Source organism: Agreia sp. Leaf335 (genome assembly GCF_001423605.1).
GTDB lineage: Bacteria > Actinomycetota > Actinomycetes > Actinomycetales > Microbacteriaceae > Agreia.
Genome location: NZ_LMOQ01000003.1, coordinates 767,214 through 787,472 on the forward strand (window position 1 = coordinate 767,214; position 20,259 = coordinate 787,472).

20 protein-coding genes, 1 tRNA gene and 2 pseudogenes are annotated in these 20,259 nt (G+C 66.0%); 11 read left to right on the plus strand and 12 right to left on the minus strand.

The window, feature by feature from the left end:
- Positions 1-10: 10 nt before the first annotated feature.
- The 4 genes from ASF79_RS13915 to ASF79_RS13930 form a co-directional block, all read right to left on the minus strand.
- Positions 11-1,177, minus strand: coding sequence for a MarP family serine protease (locus ASF79_RS13915; RefSeq protein WP_055855762.1), 1,167 nt, complete (start codon positions 1,175-1,177; stop codon positions 11-13).
- Entirely contained in the window at positions 1,174-1,893 is a 720-nt protein-coding gene (locus ASF79_RS13920; RefSeq protein WP_055855767.1) for a DUF4241 domain-containing protein, read from the minus strand. The genes ASF79_RS13915 and ASF79_RS13920 overlap by 4 nt, the downstream gene beginning before the upstream one ends.
- 30 nt (positions 1,894-1,923) lie before the next feature.
- Complete coding sequence (locus ASF79_RS13925; RefSeq protein WP_055855770.1) at positions 1,924-2,811, minus strand: NAD-dependent epimerase/dehydratase family protein; 888 nt, start codon at positions 2,809-2,811, stop codon at positions 1,924-1,926.
- A 45-nt stretch (positions 2,812-2,856) separates the two neighbouring features.
- Positions 2,857-2,929 (minus strand) — tRNA-Lys (locus tag ASF79_RS13930).
- Positions 2,930-2,986: 57 nt separating this feature from the next.
- Between ASF79_RS13930 and ASF79_RS13935 the strand changes: the two genes are divergently transcribed.
- From ASF79_RS13935 to ASF79_RS13970, 8 genes are all read left to right on the plus strand, one after another.
- Positions 2,987-3,616 (plus strand): hypothetical protein, encoded by a 630-nt coding sequence (locus ASF79_RS13935; RefSeq protein WP_055855773.1) that lies wholly within the window; start codon positions 2,987-2,989, stop codon positions 3,614-3,616.
- 151 nt (positions 3,617-3,767) lie between these two features.
- Positions 3,768-4,172, plus strand: coding sequence for a hypothetical protein (locus tag ASF79_RS13940; RefSeq protein WP_055855776.1), 405 nt, complete (start codon positions 3,768-3,770; stop codon positions 4,170-4,172).
- Positions 4,173-4,300: 128 nt separating this feature from the next.
- A complete protein-coding gene (locus tag ASF79_RS13945; RefSeq protein WP_235500764.1) occupies positions 4,301-5,521 on the plus strand; it encodes a glycosyltransferase family 1 protein in 1,221 nt (406 codons plus the stop codon).
- On the plus strand, positions 5,518-6,594 hold the full coding sequence (locus ASF79_RS13950; protein ID WP_055855780.1) for a glycosyltransferase: 1,077 nt from the start codon (positions 5,518-5,520) through the stop codon (positions 6,592-6,594). Before ASF79_RS13945 ends, ASF79_RS13950 begins: the two co-directional genes overlap by 4 nt.
- Positions 6,591-7,616, plus strand: a complete 1,026-nt coding sequence (locus ASF79_RS13955) for a glycosyltransferase (protein ID WP_055855782.1) — start codon at positions 6,591-6,593, stop codon at positions 7,614-7,616. Before ASF79_RS13950 ends, ASF79_RS13955 begins: the two co-directional genes overlap by 4 nt.
- Positions 7,613-8,434: a glycosyltransferase family 2 protein gene (locus ASF79_RS13960; protein ID WP_055855786.1), complete on the plus strand. Its 822-nt coding sequence runs from the start codon at positions 7,613-7,615 to the stop codon at positions 8,432-8,434. Before ASF79_RS13955 ends, ASF79_RS13960 begins: the two co-directional genes overlap by 4 nt.
- 84 nt (positions 8,435-8,518) lie before the next feature.
- Positions 8,519-9,115, plus strand: coding sequence for a sigma-70 family RNA polymerase sigma factor (locus tag ASF79_RS13965; RefSeq protein WP_055777840.1), 597 nt, complete (start codon positions 8,519-8,521; stop codon positions 9,113-9,115).
- A complete protein-coding gene (locus tag ASF79_RS13970; protein ID WP_055855788.1) occupies positions 9,115-9,945 on the plus strand; it encodes an anti-sigma factor domain-containing protein in 831 nt (276 codons plus the stop codon). The genes ASF79_RS13965 and ASF79_RS13970 overlap by 1 nt, the downstream gene beginning before the upstream one ends.
- 72 nt (positions 9,946-10,017) lie before the next feature.
- Here the strand turns inward: ASF79_RS13970 and pstB are convergent, their stop codons facing one another.
- Genes pstB through ASF79_RS13990 form a run of 4 tightly spaced genes read right to left on the minus strand, consistent with a single transcriptional unit; the run spans position 10,018 to position 14,284 of the window.
- Entirely contained in the window at positions 10,018-10,797 is a 780-nt protein-coding gene (pstB, locus tag ASF79_RS13975) for a phosphate ABC transporter ATP-binding protein PstB (protein ID WP_055777836.1), read from the minus strand.
- A gap of 54 nt (positions 10,798-10,851) precedes the next feature.
- Positions 10,852-11,952, minus strand: coding sequence for a phosphate ABC transporter permease PstA (pstA, locus tag ASF79_RS13980; RefSeq protein ID WP_055777832.1), 1,101 nt, complete (start codon positions 11,950-11,952; stop codon positions 10,852-10,854).
- Complete coding sequence (gene pstC, locus ASF79_RS13985; protein ID WP_082495909.1) at positions 11,949-13,121, minus strand: phosphate ABC transporter permease subunit PstC; 1,173 nt, start codon at positions 13,119-13,121, stop codon at positions 11,949-11,951. The genes pstA and pstC overlap by 4 nt, the downstream gene beginning before the upstream one ends.
- Positions 13,122-13,168: 47 nt before the next feature.
- Positions 13,169-14,284, minus strand: coding sequence for a phosphate ABC transporter substrate-binding protein PstS (locus ASF79_RS13990; RefSeq protein ID WP_055855791.1), 1,116 nt, complete (start codon positions 14,282-14,284; stop codon positions 13,169-13,171).
- A 188-nt stretch (positions 14,285-14,472) separates the two neighbouring features.
- On the opposite strand from ASF79_RS13990, the pseudogene ASF79_RS17895 reads away from it, so the two are divergent.
- Positions 14,473-14,550: pseudogene (locus ASF79_RS17895) on the plus strand (hypothetical protein); the annotation flags it as partial.
- A 206-nt stretch (positions 14,551-14,756) separates the two neighbouring features.
- Here ASF79_RS17895 and ASF79_RS13995 read toward each other — a convergent pair.
- The 4 genes and pseudogenes from ASF79_RS13995 to ASF79_RS14010 form a co-directional block, all read right to left on the minus strand.
- Positions 14,757-15,401: pseudogene (locus tag ASF79_RS13995) on the minus strand (NUDIX hydrolase); the annotation flags it as partial.
- Positions 15,402-15,423: 22 nt separating this feature from the next.
- Positions 15,424-17,604 (minus strand): RNA degradosome polyphosphate kinase, encoded by a 2,181-nt coding sequence (locus ASF79_RS14000; protein ID WP_055855797.1) that lies wholly within the window; start codon positions 17,602-17,604, stop codon positions 15,424-15,426.
- Between the two features lie 12 nt (positions 17,605-17,616).
- Positions 17,617-18,510, minus strand: a complete 894-nt coding sequence (gene mshD / locus ASF79_RS14005) for a mycothiol synthase (protein WP_055855800.1) — start codon at positions 18,508-18,510, stop codon at positions 17,617-17,619.
- Positions 18,479-19,171, minus strand: a complete 693-nt coding sequence (locus ASF79_RS14010; protein ID WP_055777818.1) for a response regulator transcription factor — start codon at positions 19,169-19,171, stop codon at positions 18,479-18,481. The genes mshD and ASF79_RS14010 overlap by 32 nt, the downstream gene beginning before the upstream one ends.
- A 63-nt stretch (positions 19,172-19,234) precedes the next feature.
- On the opposite strand from ASF79_RS14010, the gene ASF79_RS14015 reads away from it, so the two are divergent.
- Both ASF79_RS14015 and ASF79_RS14020 read left to right on the plus strand, forming a co-directional pair.
- On the plus strand, positions 19,235-19,489 hold the full coding sequence (locus tag ASF79_RS14015; RefSeq protein WP_055777814.1) for a hypothetical protein: 255 nt from the start codon (positions 19,235-19,237) through the stop codon (positions 19,487-19,489).
- 161 nt (positions 19,490-19,650) lie between these two features.
- Positions 19,651-20,256, plus strand: coding sequence for an FABP family protein (locus tag ASF79_RS14020; RefSeq protein WP_055777810.1), 606 nt, complete (start codon positions 19,651-19,653; stop codon positions 20,254-20,256).
- Positions 20,257-20,259 lie beyond the last annotated feature (3 nt).

A 20,259-nucleotide genomic window follows, 5' to 3' on the forward strand; every position in this document is an offset into this window, starting at 1 on the left:
GCCACCAGGGTCAGGCGGAGCACGCCCCGGTGCTGACAGGCGCTGTGAGACCCGGCGCCTGCGCTGCCACGGGAGAGAGCTCCTGCATCGTGAGGGCGTAACCGACATTGCTCACCGTGCTGGCCCGAGCGAAGACCACGCCGGCAACGCGACCATCGACCGTGAGAAGCGGGCCCCCCGAGTTGCCAGGCTCGATATCGGCCGCCAGCGTGTAGGCATCCCGCGTGGCCCCGGCCGTGCCGTCTGCGATCAGCTGCAGGGGACCGGCCGCCAAGACCTCGGCCCCGGCGATGGAGAAGGGTCCGCCGAAGGGGTAGCCGGCGACGACCGCGGGGCTCGTCGGCGGAAGCGTCTCGGTCAACTCAAGCGCGTCCGCCGGCAGGCCGTCGACCGCGATCACCGCCAGATCCGCAGCCGGGTCGAAGTAGACGATGCGCCCCGATCGCGGAGATTGTCCCGGGACCTCGACCACGGGCTCGGAGATCCCCGCAACCACGTGGGCGTTCGTGACGACCCGATCGGGCGCGATCGCGAAACCGCTTCCCGACATCGTGACGCCGCACTCGTATGCAGTGCCCGTGATGCGAACGATCGATCGGGCCGCAGCAGTGAGCGCAGGGCTGTCGGTGCTGATCGTCGGAATGGACGGAGCCGTGGTCGGCGCACCCAGAGCGTCGATGACCCACGGGGCTCCGTCTGTGACCGCGGCCGTGCGCAACTGGGCCAGGAAAGTCGTCACCTGGGGCGGAACGAGGCCGTCGATGGTTCGCAGAATCGACGATGATGCCACGGCCTGAGTGAGCGGGGCGACGCCGAGAGTCGAGACCCCTGACGCGACGGTCACCACGACGAGGGCTGCAGCGATGCCGCTGCCGATGAACCCCAGACCGCGATCGACGAAGCGGAGTTTCGCCTTCGCCACGCCCCGCCCGATCAGTCGTCCGATCGTGGCGCCGAGCAGGTACCCCACGGTGACCAGGATGAAAGCCGTTCCGATGACGCCGGCGATCCGCCATTCCGGCTCGGAGATCCAGGCGACCACGGGCGGGATCGCGAAGTACGCACCCACTCCTCCCGCGATCACACCGGCGAGTCCGAGCAGCGATCTCACGAGGCCCAGACGGTAGCCCGTCACGGCGCCGGCGATGAGCACGATGACGACGATGACGTCGATCACCTGAGGAAGCCTTTCACGCGGGAGACCCAGCTCGTTTGTGGCGACGAAGGCTCCGGGTCGGGTGCCGAGCCGACCACCTGCAGATCGATATGCACGCCTGTGAGGCGGCCGTCGGCATCCCGGGTCTGAACGACGGGATAGAACCCGTCGCCCCAGCCCGAGTGCGCGAGGATGACGTTCTCACCGGCGCGAGCGAGCGGCATCTCGATGTTCGCGGTGCCCGCCCTGAGCGGCGTCTCAGAGTCCATGGTGTCGAACCACGACCCTGGCTCGCCCGTATCGAACACCTCGTCGTACCAGTCGTCGGCTTCGCCCGGCATCGACGACTCGACGGCGGCGGCGTCGAAGAACGCGACCGTGCCGGCATCGACGGCGACTCCGAAGAACGAGCCGTGTTCGGGGGGACCGTCGGGGCCGGGCACGGGTTCGACGGAGGCTGTTACTGCGTCGGAGACGATCAACGACAGATACGCCTCACGCAGGTGCGAGCCGTCTTGTTCGGTCGACACATCCGCGATCGTGACCGAGACACGGTAGTCGCCCGGCGGAATCGGCACCGTGATGGGCATGTCGAGGGCGACGAAAGGATCGGCCGCCCCGAGAGAGCCCGAGGGAACACGCAGGGTGCCGAGATCGTGCACCGACAGTTCACCCCGAGAGCCCGTCACGAGCGGGGCCGGACCGGAGGTGAGGGCGAAGAAGTCGGAGAGCTGCACCCGACAATGATGCCAGCACGGGGTGTGGATCTACCTGGCGATGAGGAGATCGCTGAACCCGAAACCTCCGCGCGGAGGCAGTGCTCTGCGGATCTGTTCCGCCGAGAAATCGAGCCGCGGTTGCAGCTCGACCGGCAGCTCCGGCGTCGGGGGAGCCGCGATCGACACACCCTCGGCCAGCATCGTCGCCTGGGCCTTCGCGATCAGGGGCACTTTCATCGTCCACTCCGTGAGTTGCGCGATCGCGCGAATCGCCCACACCGGCGACGGAACGACCGCCACGCGACGGCCGACAATGCGCGATACGCGTCGCACGGCCTCGCTCAGCAACAGTTCTTCGTGCCCTGTCACCGCGAAGGTCGCGTTAGGCAGGCGCCCCTCGACGGACGCCACGAGCACGTCGACCATCTCGCTCACCGGAATCGGCCGGATGCTCTTCTCGCGCAGTCCGACTGTCGCGAAGAGGGGCAGAGTCTGAACGGAGTGGCTGAGGTGATCGACGAGGTGATCGCCGTGACCGTAGATCATTCCCGCCTTCAGCACGGTGAACTCGAGGCCGCTCGAACGGACCAGCTCTTCGGCGGCCCATTTCGACTCGTGATACGCCGACCCGCACTCCGGCCTGGCTCGCAGGAAGCTGAGCATCACGATGCGGGAGACACCGGCACGCTTGGCTGCCTCGATCACCGAGCGGGTGCCTTCGATGTGCACCTTCTCATAGCTCTGGTCGCCGATCTCTCGGTTGATACCCGCGCAGTGCGCCACAGCGCCGCAGCCGGCGAATGAGGCGGCCAGAGCATCGACATCGGTGATGTCGGTGCCGGTCCGGCGAGAGACGAGCACGACGTCGTCTGGCGCGAATCTCTCGGCGAGGTGGCGGCCCACGAAACCGGCGCCGCCGGTGATGGCGATCTTCATAGGGCTCCTCGTCGCGCAATCGATGCGGAAAAGCCGTGAATACGGTGGGCCCCGCCGGGCTCGAACCGGCGACCCGCGGATTAAAAGTCCGATGCTCTACCAACTGAGCTAGAGGCCCGCAGCGACTAATCTAGCGTGTCTTTGCGCTCTCATCTAACCGAGGCAGGATGGATGCATGACAAGCGAGCATCGCAAACCCGCACTCTTCGGCGGATCGGAGTTCGAGGCGTTCAAGGGAGGCGAGGATCCCGCCCAGATCTCGCGTCTCGCGCATGACACCGCCAGCGCGCTGCTGGGCCGGGTCCGCGCAGATCCAGACCCCGGCGTCATCGACAGACTCATCGAGTACACCGACCTGCACGGCATCGATGCGATAGCCGAACTCTGGTCTCGGGCGTCGTCTCACAGCCTTCCCGGTGCGCTCTGGCGCATCTACCTGCTTCGCGCCCTGATCCGACAAGATCCCGAGCAGTCGAGTTTCCTGTTCCAGAAGGGCAGCGAACTGAGCATCACCATCGACCCGGTTGTCGCCGGTGCGACCTCGCCGACCGGGCCGAAGGAGATCACCGATCTCGCCGACCAGATTCTGCGTGGCATCTTCGACGGCGACTTCGCCGTGGCTCTCGAAAGGGCTGCCGCCTTCTGCCGGATCATGTCTCTCGGCGCAGCCGCGGAGGCCGACGACACAGAATCGGATTCGGCCGAGCGGGCGTCGGAATTCACGGTACGCGCCAATCGCTTCGCGGAGACAGCGTCGGAGTTCGCTATCTGCGCAAAATTGTGGAGAACGGACAGTCTCGACTGAAGTCGGGTAAAGTCGTATCTCGCCGGGCCGTGGTAACCCCGGGCTCCAATTTCCGCCGTTACGAACGGCCTTCCGCCGAGAGGCGTTCCGCGGCCTGGCACTACTTCTGACCGAAAGCCTCGAGACCGAGTGACCAGGCAGGCTGATCGTCATGGCATTTCGCGCCGCCGCCGTCATCTGGACCGCTCTCGCCCTCGCGGTGAACGCGGTGGTGCATTTCTGGCTCGCTCCCCAATTCGATCTCGTGCAGACGCGGCTCGAGAACGGCTTCGTCGCCTCCCTCGGTCAGTTCTTTCGAGTCGCTGCGGCAGCGAACGTGATCCTCGCCATCCTCATCCTCGTTCGGCCCCGCCGGTGGTCTGCGTTCGTCGCGACCGCCGCGTCGGTGGTGGGACTCGCCCTGACGGTGTCGAGCACCGTCGCACCCATCGAGCTTCCGTTCGGGCTCCCGACGATTCCGGCCGGTCCCTGGTTGCAGCTGCGCATCGTCGCGGCGGCGGCTGAAGCTCTTGCTGTCGTCGGCTCGATCGTGATCGCGAGCAGACGGCGACTCTGATCGAAAACGTGTAGGGCAGCGTCGACCGTTTGGCAAGGGTCAATTTGCGCCTCGCAATCGAGTGACATGCTGAAGGGCGCCCAGGTGACCACTTCAGCGGCGCACCAACCCATGGAACGGAGGCGCATATGACGAGCCTTCTTTCGCAGTCGGGCCGAGACGGCTCCGCCTCCGAGAAGTTGCCCCATCGCGCTTCTCTTGCCGCTGCCGAGCCTCAGTCGGTGCGTGTGGCATCGGTACCGGCATCCCACGTCTACGTGCGTCACATCTCACCGATCGACGGCGACGTCGCCCAGCCGGGCGGGCCCGCGGCAGCGTCCCGAGACGGCGGCGTGCGCGTCACCCGGCTCGCCGACCCCGATCCCGACGATCCCTCCCGGTCGGCTCTGCAGCGATGGTGGCCGCCCGTCATGCTCGACGCCGAGTGGGTCCGCGGTCACGCCGACGAGTTCGATGTCTTCCATCTGCAGTTCGGCTTCGATGCGCGAACGCCCGAGCAGCTGCGCGACCTCGTCGACGAGCTGCGGCGTGCCGGCAAGCCCCTCGTCTACACGGTGCACGACCTGCGCAACCCGCATCACGAGAACCGAGCCGAGCACGATGCTCAGCTCGACGTCCTCGTTCCTGCGGCCGATGCGATCATCACGCTGACCGACGGGGCCGCGTACGAGATCAAGCGCCGCTGGGCTCGTCGCGCGATCGTGCTGCCGCATCCGCACGTCGTCGACTTCGAGACGATGCACCACATACAGCGCGCTCGAATCGACATCCAGCACGACCGAGACCATGCCGAATATCGCATCGGACTGCACCTCAAGAGCCTGCGCGCCAACATGAATCCGATTCCGGTCATCGGTGCGCTGCTCGACGCGATCAACGGTCTTCCGAACGCTGTCCTGCAGATCGACGGTCATCGCGATCTTCTCGAGCCCACCGGTCCGCGTTACGACGCCGGCCTTGCCGACCTTCTCCGCGAGGAGGCGGCGGCGGGCCGCATCGATCTGCGCATCCACGACTATTTCGATGACGCGCACCTGTGGCAGTACCTCGCGTCACTCGATCTCTCGGTGTTGCCTTACCGCTTCGGCACCCATTCGGGCTGGCTGGAGGCCTGCCGTGACCTGGGTACTGCCGTGCTCGCGCCCACGTGCGGCTATTACCGCGATCAGGCCCCGGTGATGCTCTACCTGCACGACGACGACGGCCTCGACGCCGACTCGCTCGGGTGCGCGGTCGCCCGGGCCTACTACGATCGACCGTCCTTCTCCATCACGGTCGACGAGCGTCGACGCCAGCGTGAGGCGGTATCAGACGCGCACGCTGCGCTCTACCGCGATCTGCTTCGATGACGGGGCCTCTCCGCATCTGCCTGATCGCCTCGAGCCGGTTCCCCGTAGCGGAACCCTTCGCGGGCGGGCTCGAAGCACACACGCACAGCTTGGCGAGCGAGCTGATCAGGCGGGGCCACGAGGTGACCCTCTTCGCGGCTCCGGGCTCCGATCCGGCTCTCGGAGTCACCGAACTCGGCGTCGAGCCATTCAGCAGCAGTCCGGCCGCCCGCGCCGACGTGGGCGCCCGACCCGAGCAGTGGATGCGCGAACATCACGCGTACCTCAAGCTGATGCTGGATCTGAACCGAGACCCGGGCCGTTACGACATCGTGCACAACAACAGCCTCCACCACCTGCCCGTCGCCATGGCAGAGGCGACAGGGCTCCCTTTCGTGACGACTCTGCACACTCCTCCTGTGCCATGGCTCGAATCGGCGGCCAAGTTGGCGGCTCCGAGCCTCGCCTATGCCTCCGTGAGCATGCACACGTCGACAGCGTGGCGTCACGTGGTCGAGAGCACGGTCATCCGCAACGGTGTCGACACCGCGCGGTGGATGCCCGGGCCCGGCGGCGACGCGGCGATCTGGTTCGGGCGTCTCGTTCCCGAGAAGGCGCCGCACCTGGCGATCCACGCGGCGCGGGAGGTGGGGATGAGTCTCGATCTCGCGGGCCCGAGTCTCGACCAGAGCTACTTCGACGCAGAGATCGCCCCTCTGCTCGACAACAGGACCCGCTACCTGGGGCATCTGCGACACGACGAGCTGATGCGAGCCGTCGGCAGGGCTCGTGTCTCGGTGGTGACGCCGAACTGGGATGAGCCATACGGCCTCGTCGCGGCGGAATCGTTGGCCTGCGGAACCCCCGTCGCCGCATTCGCACGCGGCGGGGTGCCTGAGATCCTCGACGAGCTCTCCGGACGTCTGGCCCCGCCCGGAGACGTGGTTGCACTCGGCGAGGCGATGGTGGGGGCCTCGCAACTCTCACGCAGCGATGCCCGGCATCGAGCGGTCACGTCGTGTTCGCTCGAGCGCATGGTCGACGACTACGAGCGTCTCTACGACTCCATGATCGATGTGGACATCGCCGCATGATCGGCTACTACATCCACCATCAGGGCCGCGGCCACCTCAACCGGGCGCTCGCGATCGCCGCCGAGCTGCGTGAGCCTGTTGTAGGTCTGTCGTCGCAGCCGCGCCCGGAGGGGTGGAGAGGTGACTGGCTCGACCTGCCTCGCGACGACGAGTCGATCGAGCCTCGAGACGTCGACGCGCAAGGCCGGCTGCACTGGGTTCCCCTGCACGATTCCGGGCTTCGGGGTCGGATGGCCGTGCTCTCGCAGTGGATCGCGGAGACGAAGCCGCAGCTCATCGTCGTGGATGTCTCGGTGGAGGTCGCCCTTCTCGCCAGGCTTTTCGGGGTGCCGGTCATCTCGGTGGCACTTCCGGGGATTCGGGCAGATGACGCGCATCAGCTCGGCTACGACATCTCGGCGGCGATCATCGCCGCCTGGCCGAAGGAGGCGGAGGGCATGATCTCGGGTCTCAGCGCGCCCGCCCGACGTCGTCTGCACTGTGTGGGCGCGATCTCGCGCTTCGGTTCGCGAGGCGACGAGGGTCATCCGGCGCTCGGAGCAGAGGGGCAGCGCCGCGTCCTCCTTCTCGGCGGTGCCGGAGGCAGCACCCTCGACGCGTCGACGATCTCCGCGGCGCGCACGTCGACCCCCGACTGGCACTGGACGGTCCTGGGGAGCCGCGGTGGTCGATGGGTCGACGATCCGTGGCCCGAGATCTGCTCGGCCGATGTCGTGGTCACTCACGCGGGCCAGAACGCGCTCGCGGACGTCGCCGCCGCGCGTCGCCCCGCGATCGTGATTCCGGAGGCGCGACCGCACGAGGAGCAGGTCACCACTGCCTCGGTTCTGGCCGGCAGCAGCAGATGGCCCGCGATCGTGCGGTGGGACTTTCCCGAGACGGGGTGGCAGGCGCTTCTCGACGAGGCGGCTGCGCTCGATGGTGATCGGTGGTCCACCTGGAACGACGGGCGTGGAGCCAGGACGGCCGCGGCCGTCATCGACTCCGAGCTCACCCTTGCCGTCGATTCCGAGGTCGCATGACCCGCGTGGCCGTCGTCACCGTCGTACACGGTCGTCATGCACACCTGGCGCTGCAGATGCAGGCTGTGGCCCGCAGCGTCCGACCGCCCGACGACTACGTGGTGGTTGCTGTCGACGATGAACTCGTAGCCCAGGCTGCTGAAAGCCGTGCGCGCGTCATACAGATCGCCGCGCACCGGCTCGGTCTCCCTATCGCTGCGGCGAGGAATGCCGGCGCGGAGGCCGCGTTGGCCAGTGGCGCCGATGTGATCGTCTTCCTCGACGTCGACTGCGTGCCCGGTCCCGAGTTGATCGGCGCCTACGAGGCCGCCGCCGTCTCCACCGAGCTGAGCGGAGACATCCTGTGCGGACCCGTGGCCTATCTCCCGCCAGCATCGGAGGGCGGCTACGACCTCGCAGACATCGACACGCTCGCCGCGCCGCACGCGGCTCGCCCTGCCCCCGAACCCGGCGCGGTCATTCGTGGGGGAGACCACGACCTCTTCTGGTCTCTGTCGTTCGCCGTCACGGCGGCGACGTGGAGAACGATGGGTGGCTTCGACGAGGCCTACATCGGGTACGGAGGGGAAGACACGGACTTCTCCGCCTGTGCCGCCCAGAAGAACATCGAGCTCGCGTGGATCGGTTCGGCCCGCGCCTATCACCAGCACCATGCCGTCGAGTCGCCTCCCGTGTCGCATCTCGACGACATCCTGCGCAACGCTGCCCTGTTCCACCGCCGGTGGGGCAGGTGGCCGATGATCGGTTGGCTCGAGGCGTTCGAAGAAGCCGGGCTCATCGCTCGCCGTGAGAATCGCGACGGATACGAGAAGGTCTGATACCCACCAAACCGGCATGGCCTCCGCGCCGAATCATTGGTGTGAACGGACCACGAACAACATGCCTCAGGCGGGAAACCTGTCATGCTTAAGCTCGTGACCTCTGATAGCGACCATAACGGCACTCCTGTGGAGGCGCTCGACTCGGTCGAGAGCCTGCTTTTGCGGGTCGCCGACGGCGATCAGAGATCATTCGCCGAACTGTATGACCGGGTCGCGCCGAGGGTTCTCGGCCTCATCAAAAGACTGCTCATCGACCATGCGCAGTCCGAGGAAGTCGCCCAAGAAGTGTTTCTCGAGATCTGGCGCACGGCCACGCGCTTCGATCCGCAACGCGGCGCGGCTCTTTCCTGGGTTCTCACGATGGCTCACCGCAGGGCAGTCGACCGCGTGCGCGCGTCGCAGTCCTCTCACGACCGGGATATCAAGATCGGTATCCGGGATGTGGACCGTGAATACGATCAAGTGGCCGAATCGGTCGAGATCAGAATCGAACATGAAAGGGTGAAGAGAGCAATGACTCAGCTGACTGAACTGCAGCGCGAAGCCATCTCTCTGGCGTACTACGGGGGATACAGCCATAGCGAGGTCGCGAAGATCCTGGCGATACCGATCGGTACCGTCAAGACGCGGCTCCGAGACGGCATGATCCGCCTTCGAGACGAAATGGGAGTCGCCTGATGGCCATAAATGACGACTCTCGAATGAACACCGGGGCGTTCGCCCTCGGTGCATTGAGCCCTGAAGAACTCGAGCGTTTTCTCGTGGCGGCCGAGTCCGACCCCGAGCTTGCCGCCGAGGCAGACGGCCTCAGCGCCACTGCGGTGCTCCTCGGTCTGGCATCCACTCCAGTCGAGCCCTCCGCGAAGCTCAAAGTCGACCTGATGGCTGCCATCGCCTCGACTCCGCAGTTGCCCCGCGATACAGCCGGCCCGACGGTCGACGCGGATATCGCCGCGCCGTCGGCATCCAGCATGATCGAGGATGCTCGATCCCAGCCGGCCGAGGCAGGCGCGGCCGAGCAGAAGGCTCGTACACGCTGGTTCGCACGCCCCGCCACCATCCTCGTTTCGGCCGCAGCCGCCATCGGCCTGTTCGTCGGCGGAGGCTTCGTGGGCTCGGCGGTGACGGGCGATACGCCCGTGGTCGTCGATCAGCAGGCTGCGGGCCTCGCTCAGATCTATGCTGCATCCGACGTGCAGTCGGTGCGCAGCGAGGTCGACGGCGGCGGTGTCGCGACGCTCGTCTGGTCAGGTGAGCTCGGACGCTCCGCGGTGGTCGTCGACGGTCTCGCACCGTTGCCCAACGGCAGCGTGTACGAGGCCTGGTACATCAACGACGCGGGCGCTGCTCCCGCAGGCACCTTCGATGCCACCGGCGCCCACAAGACGTCGTGGCACCTGCTCGACGGAACCATGTCGGCCGGAGACACGGTCGGCGTCACGGTCGAGCCTGCCGGCGGATCCAAGACGCCGACGACGACGCCGATCGTGGCGATCGCCAGCGCGTAGCCGCTCAGCGCGAACGACGAAGGCCCCCTCGAGATCGAGGGGGCTTTCGTCGTTCGTGCTGCAGATCTCTCGCTATCCGAAGCGACCCGAAACGTAGTCTTCGGTGTCCTTGACGGTCGGGTTCGAGAAGATGGTCGTGGTGTCGTCGTACTCGATCAGCTTGCCGGGCTTGCCCGTGCCGGCGATGTTGAAGAAGGCCGTGCGGTCGGACACGCGGCTGGCCTGCTGCATGTTGTGCGTGACGATGACGACCGTGTACTCCTCTTTCAACTCTTTGATGAGGTCCTCGATGGCGAGCGTCGAGATCGGATCGAGGGCCGAGCAGGGCTCGTCCATGAGGAGAACGTCGGGGGAGACCGTGATCGCGCGCGCGATGCACAGGCGCTGCTGCTGGCCACCGGAGAGTCCGCCGCCCGGGAGGTTCAGACGGTCCTTGACCTCGTTCCAGAGGTTGGCGCCGCGCAGGCCCTTCTCGACCATGTCGTCGCCCTCGCTCTTCGACAGGCGCTTGTTGTTCAGCTTGAGCCCGGCGAGCACGTTGTCGCGGATCGACATCGTGGGGAACGGGTTCGCCCGTTGGAAGACCATGCCGACCTGGCGACGGACCATGACGGGGTCGACGCCGGGGGCGTAGAGGTCGTTGCCATCGATGATGACCTCGCCCTTCACGTGGGCGCCCGGGATGACCTCGTGCATGCGGTTCAGGGTGCGCAGGAAGGTCGACTTGCCGCAGCCGCTGGGACCGATGAAGGCGGTGACCGTGCGGGGTTCGATGGTGATCGACACGCCCTCGACGGCAAGAAAGTCGCTGTAGTAGACGTTGAGGTCTTTGACCTCGATGCGCTTGGACAATTCGATTCCTTCGGATTCTGTGGTGCGAAAGGGGGAGAGGTCTGGGGTGGAGGGCTAGCGGGAGCCCTTGGGGGCGAACACCTTCGCGACGACGCGTGCGATGAGGTTGAGGATGACGACCAGGATCACCAGCAGCAAGGCGGCACCCCAGGCGGAGTTGTTCGACGCGGCGATGTCGGTTCCGGGGAACGCGAAGCCCGTGTACGCCATGACGGGCAGCGTCTGCATCGGCCCTTCGAAGGGGTTCGAGTTGAAGTTGTCGGTGAAGCTCGCAGCCATGAAGATCGGGGCCGTCTCACCGATGACGCGGGCGATGGCCAGCATGATGCCCGTGACGATGCCCGCGATGGCCGTCGGCAGCACGATGCGCACGATGGTCGCGAACTTCGACACGCCGAGCGCGTACGAGGCCTCGCGCAGGTCGTGCGGCACGAGACGCAGCATCTCCTCGCACGCCCGGACGACCGTGGGAATCATGAGGACGGAGAGGGCGACCGAGGCGGAGAATCCGCTGAACGCCTTCGGGCCGAGAATGATGGTGAACAGCGAGAAGGCGAACAGACCCGCGACGATCGACGGTATGCCGGTCATCACGTCGACGAGGAACGTCACTGTGCGAGACAGCCACTGGCCGGGGCGGCCGTACTCCACGAGGTAGATCGAGGTGAACAGGCCGATGGGAACCGAGATCAGTGCGGCTATGCCGGTGATGATCAACGTGCCGACGATGGCCTGGAGGGCGCCGGGCGTGTTCGTGACCTCGAGCGTGTCGGGGTTGAACGAGGAGCCGCCGGTCTGCGTGATGAACTGGTAAGACAGGGCACCGATGCCCTTGGAGACGACCGTGAAGAGGGTCGATACGAGCGGGATGATCGCCAGCAGGAAGGCGACGGTGACCAGTCCGCGCACGAGGCGGTCGATGGCCTTGCGTCGGTTCTCGACGAGGCTCGAGAGGATGCCGAGGAGCACGAGATAGACGACGGCGCTCAGAACGAGCCAGCCGATGACGTCGAAGCCGATGAGCATCAGCAGCACGCCGGAGACGACGGCCGATGCTCCGAAGATGTAGAGCTCGGCGAAGCGGGGAAGCTGCCCCGTTGTCAGCGAATTGGGAACGGGACCCTTTTCGACGGTTCGAGGACTCAGCGCGGTCATGCGGATGCTCCTTCAGGGCCGGCGGCGGTGTTCTTGTCGGCGACGAGGTCGCGGGTGAGGGTGGAGGTGGCGTCACCGGTGGGAACCACGAGCGGCCTCGGTCGCCGCTTCTTCTTGCCGCCGGTTTTCGACGAGCCGCGGGTCACGATGTAGCGGGCGATCATGTTGACCGCGAGCGAGACGACGAACAGCAGCAGGCCGGTGCCGATGAGGGCCTGGCGCTGCAGTGTGGAGGCGATGGGGAAGTTCAGCGCGATGTTGGCCGCGATGGTCTGCGAGTTCTGGCCCTCTGTGACCACGAGGAACGAGACGATGACGGCGGGGGAGATGATCATGGCGATGGCCATCGTCTCTCCGAGTGCACGACCGAGGCCGAGCAGCGTCGCGCTGACGATTCCCGACTTGGCGTAGGGGAAGACCGCGAGGCGCACCATCTCCCAGCGCGTGGCGCCGAGGGCCAGCGCGGCCTCTTCGTGCAGGCGGGGCGTCTGCAGGAAGATCTCTCGCGAGATGGAGGTGATGATCGGCAGGATCATGACGGCGAGCACCACTGCTCCCGCGAGGATGGTCGAGCCGGTCGTGGTGACCTGGCCGCCGAAGATGGGGATCCAGCCGAGGTAGGTGTTGAGCCAGTCCGACAGCGGCAGGAGGAAGGGGCGGATGACGATGATGCCCCAGAGGCCGAAGACGACCGACGGAACGGCGGCCAGCAGGTCGACGACGTAGCCGAGGAGGCCGGCCAGACGGCGGGGCGCGTAGTGCGAGATGAAGAGGGCGATACCGATACCGATCGGCGCGCCCAGAACAAGGGCGATGGCAGCCGACCAGAGCGTTCCGAAGAGCAGCGGGCCCACGTAGGCCCAGAAGCTGTCGAACGCCGAGGTGAAGCCGTCGTTCAGTTCGGGGTTGCTCTGCCAGTTGGCCACGATGGCCGGCATGCCCTGAACGATGAGGAACAGGGCGACGCCGGCGAGGATGACCATGATGAAGATCGCGCTGCCGGTGCTCAGCCCGCGGAAGATTGCATCCGCGGGCCGAACCCGACTGCTGCGCGCGGGGGAGGGAGCCTGCAAAGGCTCCTTCCCCCCACGCGGGGTGGTGCTGTCAGACGTCGTGTTCTGCCGAGGCTGCGTCGAGGAAACAGATTCAACTGAGGTTCGGTCGCTCATGGCGGTCTTTCTCGAGAAGGTCGGGAGAACGGTCTGGTCTGGCTGTGTTACTTGACGAGGGCCAGGCTGGCCGCGATCTCGGTGAGGAGCTTCTCCGGGATCTGAGCCGCGCCGGCGTTCTTCGCGGCGACCTGCTGGCCGATGTCGCTACCGATCCAGCCGAGGTAGGCGGTAGCCAGTTCCTTCTGCTTGGCGTCCTTGAACGTGGTGCAGAGGATTCCGTAGGAGACCAGCGGGATCGGGTAGGCCTCGGTGCCGGAGATGGCGGTGAAGTCGACCGTCTGGGCCAGGTCGCCCTCGATGCCGGTGTCGGTGGTCGACGCGGCTGCGTCGAACGCCGCGGTGACGGCCTCGGGGCTGAATGCCACGAAGTCCTCGCCCTTGACGCTGACGGAGGCGGCCTTGAGCTCACCGATGGCGCTGTGGTCGGCGTAACCGATGGTTCCGTCACCGGCTCCGACGGCCTGCACGATGCCGGAGGTGCCCTTCTGGGCGCTGGTGCCGGCGATCGGCCACGCGCTGTCGGCCGGGTAGGTCCAGACATCCTTGGCCGTCTGGCTCAGGAAGTTCGTGAATGTCTTGGTGGTTCCCGATCCGTCTGAACGCGTGACGGTCGTGATGGCCGTTGCGGGCAGCTCGGCGTCGGGGTTCTCTGCCGCGATGGCCGGGTCGTTCCAGGTGGTGATCGACAGCGAGAAGATCTTGGCGAGGGTCTCGGCCGAGAGGTTCAGCTTGTCGACGCCGGCGAGGTTGTAGACGATGGCGACGCCATCGAGGTAGATCGGCAGGTTGATCGCGCCGTTGGGGCCACACAGGGTGGCCGCGGTCTGCTGCTCTTCGCTCAGGGGCGAGTCGCTGCCGGCGAAGTCGTAGCTGCCAGCGGTCCAGTTGGTGACGCCGCCGCCGGAGCCCTGCGACTTGTCGTAGTTGATGGTGACGCCCTTGGCCTGGGCGGTGAATGCGGTGGTCCATGCGGCCTGGGCGTTCGCCTGGGCGCTGGAGCCACCGGCGGTGATCGTGCCCGAGAGAGCGCTGTAGTCAACCGCAGCGGCCGAAGGCGTGGCCGAGGTGGTGGACTCGGGGGTGCTGCTGGCGCAGCCAGAAAGTGCGATAGCCGACGCGACCAGGATGGCCCCCGCCGTAGCAACATTCTTGAACTTCACTGTGTGTGGTCCCTTCGAAATGGGTAGTGCCAGGTGACGTCTGAGACCACATGCCGATCAAGATCGTTGACTGTAGCTGGATATCAGAGATGCACGCTGGCGGGCCGGTGCTGGCCCTCAGAAAACGTAGCCGTGCATCGTGGCCAGAGTGGCGCATTTCGGTAAACGGGAGGTGAACAGCGAGGAGTCCTCAGTGCGGGACGTGCGTCTCCACGGCGATGATGCCGGAACCCGGGCGCTCTCTCGAGAGATGGATGACCGTGTAGCCGGCCACCGGAAGGTCGCCGGCACGCGCGATGGATGCGGGCTTCGTGGTGCCGGTGGCGAGCGCGACCTCTCGCATGATCTCGGGCAGCACGGGCCCGTGGCTGCAGAGGATCGCCGTCGCGCGGCGACGCACGCGCTTTCCGACGATGCTCCGGATGTCGCTGGTGCCGTTCTCGAAAGCGTCCTGGCTGATCGAATCGGTCTTCTTGACGTCGAGGCCGAGTGCGGCGGCGGTCGGCGCGATCGTCTGCTGACAACGCAGAGCCGTCGAGGAGCGGAGCACGGTGGGGCCGAAGGCGCTGAGGCCCGCGACGATGGACTGCGCCTCGAGCAGACCGCGCTGAGTGAGCGGGCGTGCGGAGTCTCTGCCGTCGAAGTCGAAGGCGGGGATCGCTTTCGCATGCCGCAGGGCGATGATCGCGAAGGTGCTGACGAGCCCGTCGTCGACGAAGGCCTGGAAGCGCTTCAGGATCTCGGCGTCGCGCTTGTAGCTGATCGATGTGAGCGCCCGACTCACCGGCATCCATTCGAGTGCGGCCACTTCGCTGTTCGGAACGAAGGTCGAGGCGAGCACTGCCTCTTCGGTGACTTCGGCCGCCCAGTAGTGCACGACCTTCTCGCGATGATTCGGCATGACGTAGTTCGTGACGCCGAGCGGAAGGCCGAGATTGACCTTGAGCCCCGTCTCCTCGGCGATCTCGCGGACGGCGGTCTGAGGCAGAACCTCGCCGGGGTCGACTTTTCCCTTGGGAAGCGAGACGTCTTTATGGCGCGTCCGATGGATCAGGAGCACAAGGATCTTGCCGTCGACGACGCGCCAGCAGACCGCTCCTGCGGCGAAGACGGTCACAGCGACCGTTCCCGCGCCCGGATCATCGGCTGATGCCCGTTCGCTTGCGGCGCTTGGTGATCTGCTTCATCACGACGTCTTGCAGATCGACGAGTGGGTTGCCCTCGGAATCGATACTGCGCCGGACCCAGTCGCCGTCCGGACCGAGCGTCCACGACATGGTGTTCTCGTCCATGGCGAGGTCGAACAGCTCGCTGATCTCCCGCAGGTGATCGGTACTCGTGAGCCGCACCAGCGCCTCGACGCGACGGTCGAGGTTGCGGTGCATCATGTCGGCACTTCCGATCCAGGTCTCCGGCTCGCCCGCGTTCACGAACGAGAAGATGCGCGAGTGCTCGAGGTAGCGGCCCACGATCGAGCGCACCGTGATGTTCTCGCTGAGACCCGGCACGCCTGGCTTGATCGCACAGATTCCACGCACCCAGATCTCCACGGGAACGCCCGCCTGGCTGGCGCGGTAGAGCGCATCGATAATGGCTTCGTCGACGATCGAGTTGACCTTGATGCGGATGCCCGCGGGCAGCCCCTGCTCAAAATTGCTCGCCTCCTGGGCGATGCGCTTGAGTAGGCCCTTGCGCAGGTGCAGGGGTGCGACGAGCAGGCGCTTGAACTTCTTCTCGATCGCATACCCCGAGAGCTCGTTGAAGAGCCGAGTCAGGTCTTTGCCTACCTGGTCGTCGGCGGTCAGGAGCCCGAAGTCCTCGTAGATACGGCTCGTCTTCGGGTTGTAGTTACCCGTTCCGATGTGGCTGTAGTGACGCAGCACGCCCTTCTCGCGGCGGATCACCAGTGCGAGCTTGCAGTGGGTCTTGAGTCCGACGAGACCGTACACGACGTGCACGCCGGCCTTCTCGAGCTTGCGCGCCCACGAGATGTTGGCCTGCTCGTCGAATCGGGCCTTGATCTCGACGAGGGCGAGAACCTGCTTGCCCGCTTCTGCTGCGTCGATGAGTGCCTCGACGATGGGGCTGTCGCCCGACGTGCGGTATAGCGTCTGCTTGATGGCGAGCACGTGCGGGTCGGCCGCGGCCTGCTCGAGGAAGGCCTGCACACTCGTGGCGAAGGACTCGTAGGGGTGGTGCAGCAGCACGTCCTGACGGGCGATCGCATTGAAGATGTCGGGCTTCGCGTTGGGCTCCGACGGCTGCAGTGCGACCGAGGTCGTGGGAACGCGCTTCGGGTAGTGCAGCTCGGGGCGGTCGATCTTGGCGAGATCGAACAGGCCGGAGAGGTCGAGGGGCGCGGGAAGTCGGTAGACCTCTTGCTCGGTGACGTCGAGTTCGCGCACGATCAGCTCGAGCGTGCGGTCGTCCATGTCCTCCGTGACCTCGAGACGGATGGGCGGACCGAAGCGCCGACGCAGAAGCTCCTTCTCGAGTGCCTGGATGAGGTTCTCGGTCTCGTCTTCATCGACCTCGACGTCTTCGTTGCGGGTGACTCGGAACACGTGGTGATCGAGCACCTCCATGCCGGGGAACAGGTGGCCGAGGTGGTTCGCGATGAGGTCTTCGAGCGCGATGAGTCGAACGTTCGTCTCGTCTTCGGTCTCGTCGACGCGAATGAAGCGCGGAATGACCTGCGGAACTTTGAGGCGGGCGAACTCCTCTTTGTCGATCTTGGTGTTGCGCACGCGGATCGAGAGGTTGAGTGAGAGGCCAGAGATGTACGGGAAGGGGTGGGCGGGGTCGACGGCGAGCGGCATGAGCACAGGGAAGATCTGCGTCGAGAAGTAGTCGCTGAGACGCGATCGGTCGTCTTCGTCGAGGCTGTCCCACGTGACGATGTGCACGCCGGCCTCGTCGAGCGCCGGCTTCACCAGTTCTTGGTAGGCGCGAGCGTGCCGCAGCTGCAGCTCGTGGGCGGCGCGCGAGATGTCGCCGAGAACGTCGACCGGCTTGCGGCCGATGTTGGTCGGAACCGCGAGGCCCGTCGCTATGCGACGCTTCAGGCCGGCGACGCGCACCATGAAGAACTCGTCGAGGTTCGACGAGAAGATCGCCAAGAAGTTCGTGCGCTCGAGCACGGGCAGCGTCGGGTCTTCGGCGAGCTCGAGCACGCGCGTGTTGAACGCCAGCCAGCTCAGCTCACGGTCGAGGTAGCGGCCTTCGGGCAGAGACGGGTCGTCGAGGATCTCGATGATCTCGTCGTCGTCATCGAAGTCGGAGCCGAAGTTCGAATCAAGAAGGATGTTGTCGCCACTCATGGAAACATCATGTCACCCGGCGAGAGGGCGCCGATACTGAACATCGACCGTATGGTCTGTGAATCCCAGTGATCGGTACAGGTGCACCGCTCCGACGTTGTCGGCATCGACGTAGAGCGCCGCGGTCGAGACGCCACGCTCGCGCAAGCGATCGAACGCGCGCTGCATGAGCATGCGCCCGAGGCCCTGTCCCGCGTAGCGTTCGTCGACGCCGACCACGTAGATCTCGCCCGGTTCGTCGGGCCCCTCGACCTTGAGCCAGTTGTAGGCGACGAGCCTGTCTCCGTCTCGCGCGATCAGAAAGTCGCCCGCGTCGAACCAGGCGTCGGCCATGCGCGCGTGCAGATCGTCGACGGTGATGGAGCCCTGTTCCGGGTGGTCGGCGAAGACGCGGGCGTTGAGCTCGACCCACGCGTCGTCGTCGACACCCGGCCGGAACGCTTCGACGACGATCCCCTCGTTCGCCGAACCTTGCCCCTCGTTCACCGAGTCCGTCGACGGGGAGGCGGGCACGGGCATCCGAAGCTGGTAGAGGGTGCGTACCGGCTCGAAGCCGGTTCGCTCAGCCAGGATGCGACTGGCCGGGTGATCGCCGTGCGCCCAGCCGGCGATCCCGGGCTCGGCTCCGTCGAGGATGCGCTCGAGCAGAATGCCGCCGAGGCCGTTGCGGCGGAACTCGGGATCGACGACGAACTCGAACTCGCCTTGGCCGATGAGCACCGCGCCCGCGATCACGTCGCCGTGCTCGGCGACGATCAGGGTTCGCGCGCCGGATGCCGCGTCGACGAGTGCCTGGTCGTTGAACGGGGGCTGGCCGTCGACCATCGACGAGCGCGAGATCAGCCGGGTGAAGGCCGCCCCGAGATCGGAGGGACTACTTGCTCTGAGTTGCAGCGATGCGCTCATTGTCGTCTTCGAAGAAGTTGAATCGGTAGCCCACGTTGCGCACGGTGCCGATGAGCGACTCGAGGTCGCCGAGCTTCGCACGCAGGCGCCTGACGTGCACGTCGACCGTGCGCGTGCCGCCGAAGTAGTCATAGCCCCACACCTCGGAGAGGAGCTGCTCCCGCGTGAACACCCGCGATGGATGCATCGCGAAGAACCTCAGCAGCTCGAACTCTTTGAAAGTGAGGTCAAGGGGCCGGCCGTGCACCCTGGCCGAGTAGCTGGCCTCGTCGATGACGACACCCGACGCCTGGATCTTCGACGTCGACTGGTCTTGCACCTGTCGACCGATGGCGAGACGGATGCGGGTGTCGACCTCTGCAGGACCGGCCGTCTCGAGCACGACGTCTGCCGCACCCCAGTCAGCGCTGACCGCGGTGAGGCCACCCTCGGTGATGATCAAGAGGATCGGAACCCCGATACCCGTGGTCGTGAGGATCTTGCAGAGCGAACGCGCAGACGCGAGATCCGTTCGGGCATCGACGAAGATGAGGTCGCAATTGGGAGTGTTCACGAGCTGGGCGGGTTCGGCGGGAATCTGCCGAGCGCGGTGACTCAGGAGAGACAACGCGGGCAGAACCTCGCGGTCGACCGCAGAGGTCAGTATCAACAGCTGCGCCACGTATGGTCCTCCAAGAAAGCCTGCCGTCATACTATCGGGCAGAATAGGAGGGTGAGTCTCCTGATGAAGAGCGTAGCGCCGGTCTGGCTGGTGGCCGTGCTCGGCGCCGTCTCGGTCGCAGTGCTCGCCGAGCCCGAGAACTATCTCGTCTTTCTTCCCGTGGTGCTGGGGGTGACCACCCTCCTGACATTCGGCATCCAACTGGGCATTCGGCGAAAAGAGGGCTACGTCAATCGAGTGACGGCCAGTGTCACGGGCGCGGTCGTCATCCTGGTCTTGGCCACCATCGTGCTCGCCCCCCTCTCGTTCGCCGCCTGATTTCAGAGCTCCCCGGCGAGGGAGTCGGGTTAGGATCGATGCATGGAATCGTATGTCGCGCTCGAACTGTTCTTCGTGGGACTGCTCGGTCTCGCGAGCCTGGCCATCGCCTGGATCTCGGGCATGGTCATCTTCAAGCTCTTCCGCGGCCAGCGCTGACCGTGATCGAGCTGCCTATCGGGCTCAATGCCGAACTGGTTCCTCTCTCGTGGCTCATCGGCGTCTGGGAAGGCACGGGCGTCATCGACTACACGGTCGGTGACGAGAAGATCACGCGCGAGTTCGGCCAGCGGGTGAGCTTCAGCCAAGACGGCCTGCCTCACCTGAACTACAACTCCTATGCGTGGCTGATCGGCGAGGGCGACGACGAACCCACGCCTCTCGCCACGGAGACCGGATACTGGCGGCTCAGCCGTCCCCTGGTCGAGGCCGACCCTGGCCCGGGGATGCTGCCCGGTGCCGAGCAGAAGCCCTTCACCACAGCCGATGAGGTCGAGACTCTGCGCAACGCCACCAACGGCTTCGACGTCGAGGTCGCCCTCGTGCACCCCGGCGGGGTGATGGAGCTCTACATCGGCCAGGTCGCGGGCGCCCGCATCGACCTCTCGACCGATGCGGTGGTGCGCTCGCACGGCGCCAAGGAGTACACGGCCGCCACACGAATCTACGGACTCGTCGACTCCCATCTCCTCTGGGCCTGGGACATCGCCGCCCTCGGTCAGAACCTCCGCACCCACGCATCCGCTCGACTCGCCAAAACAGATTGACCT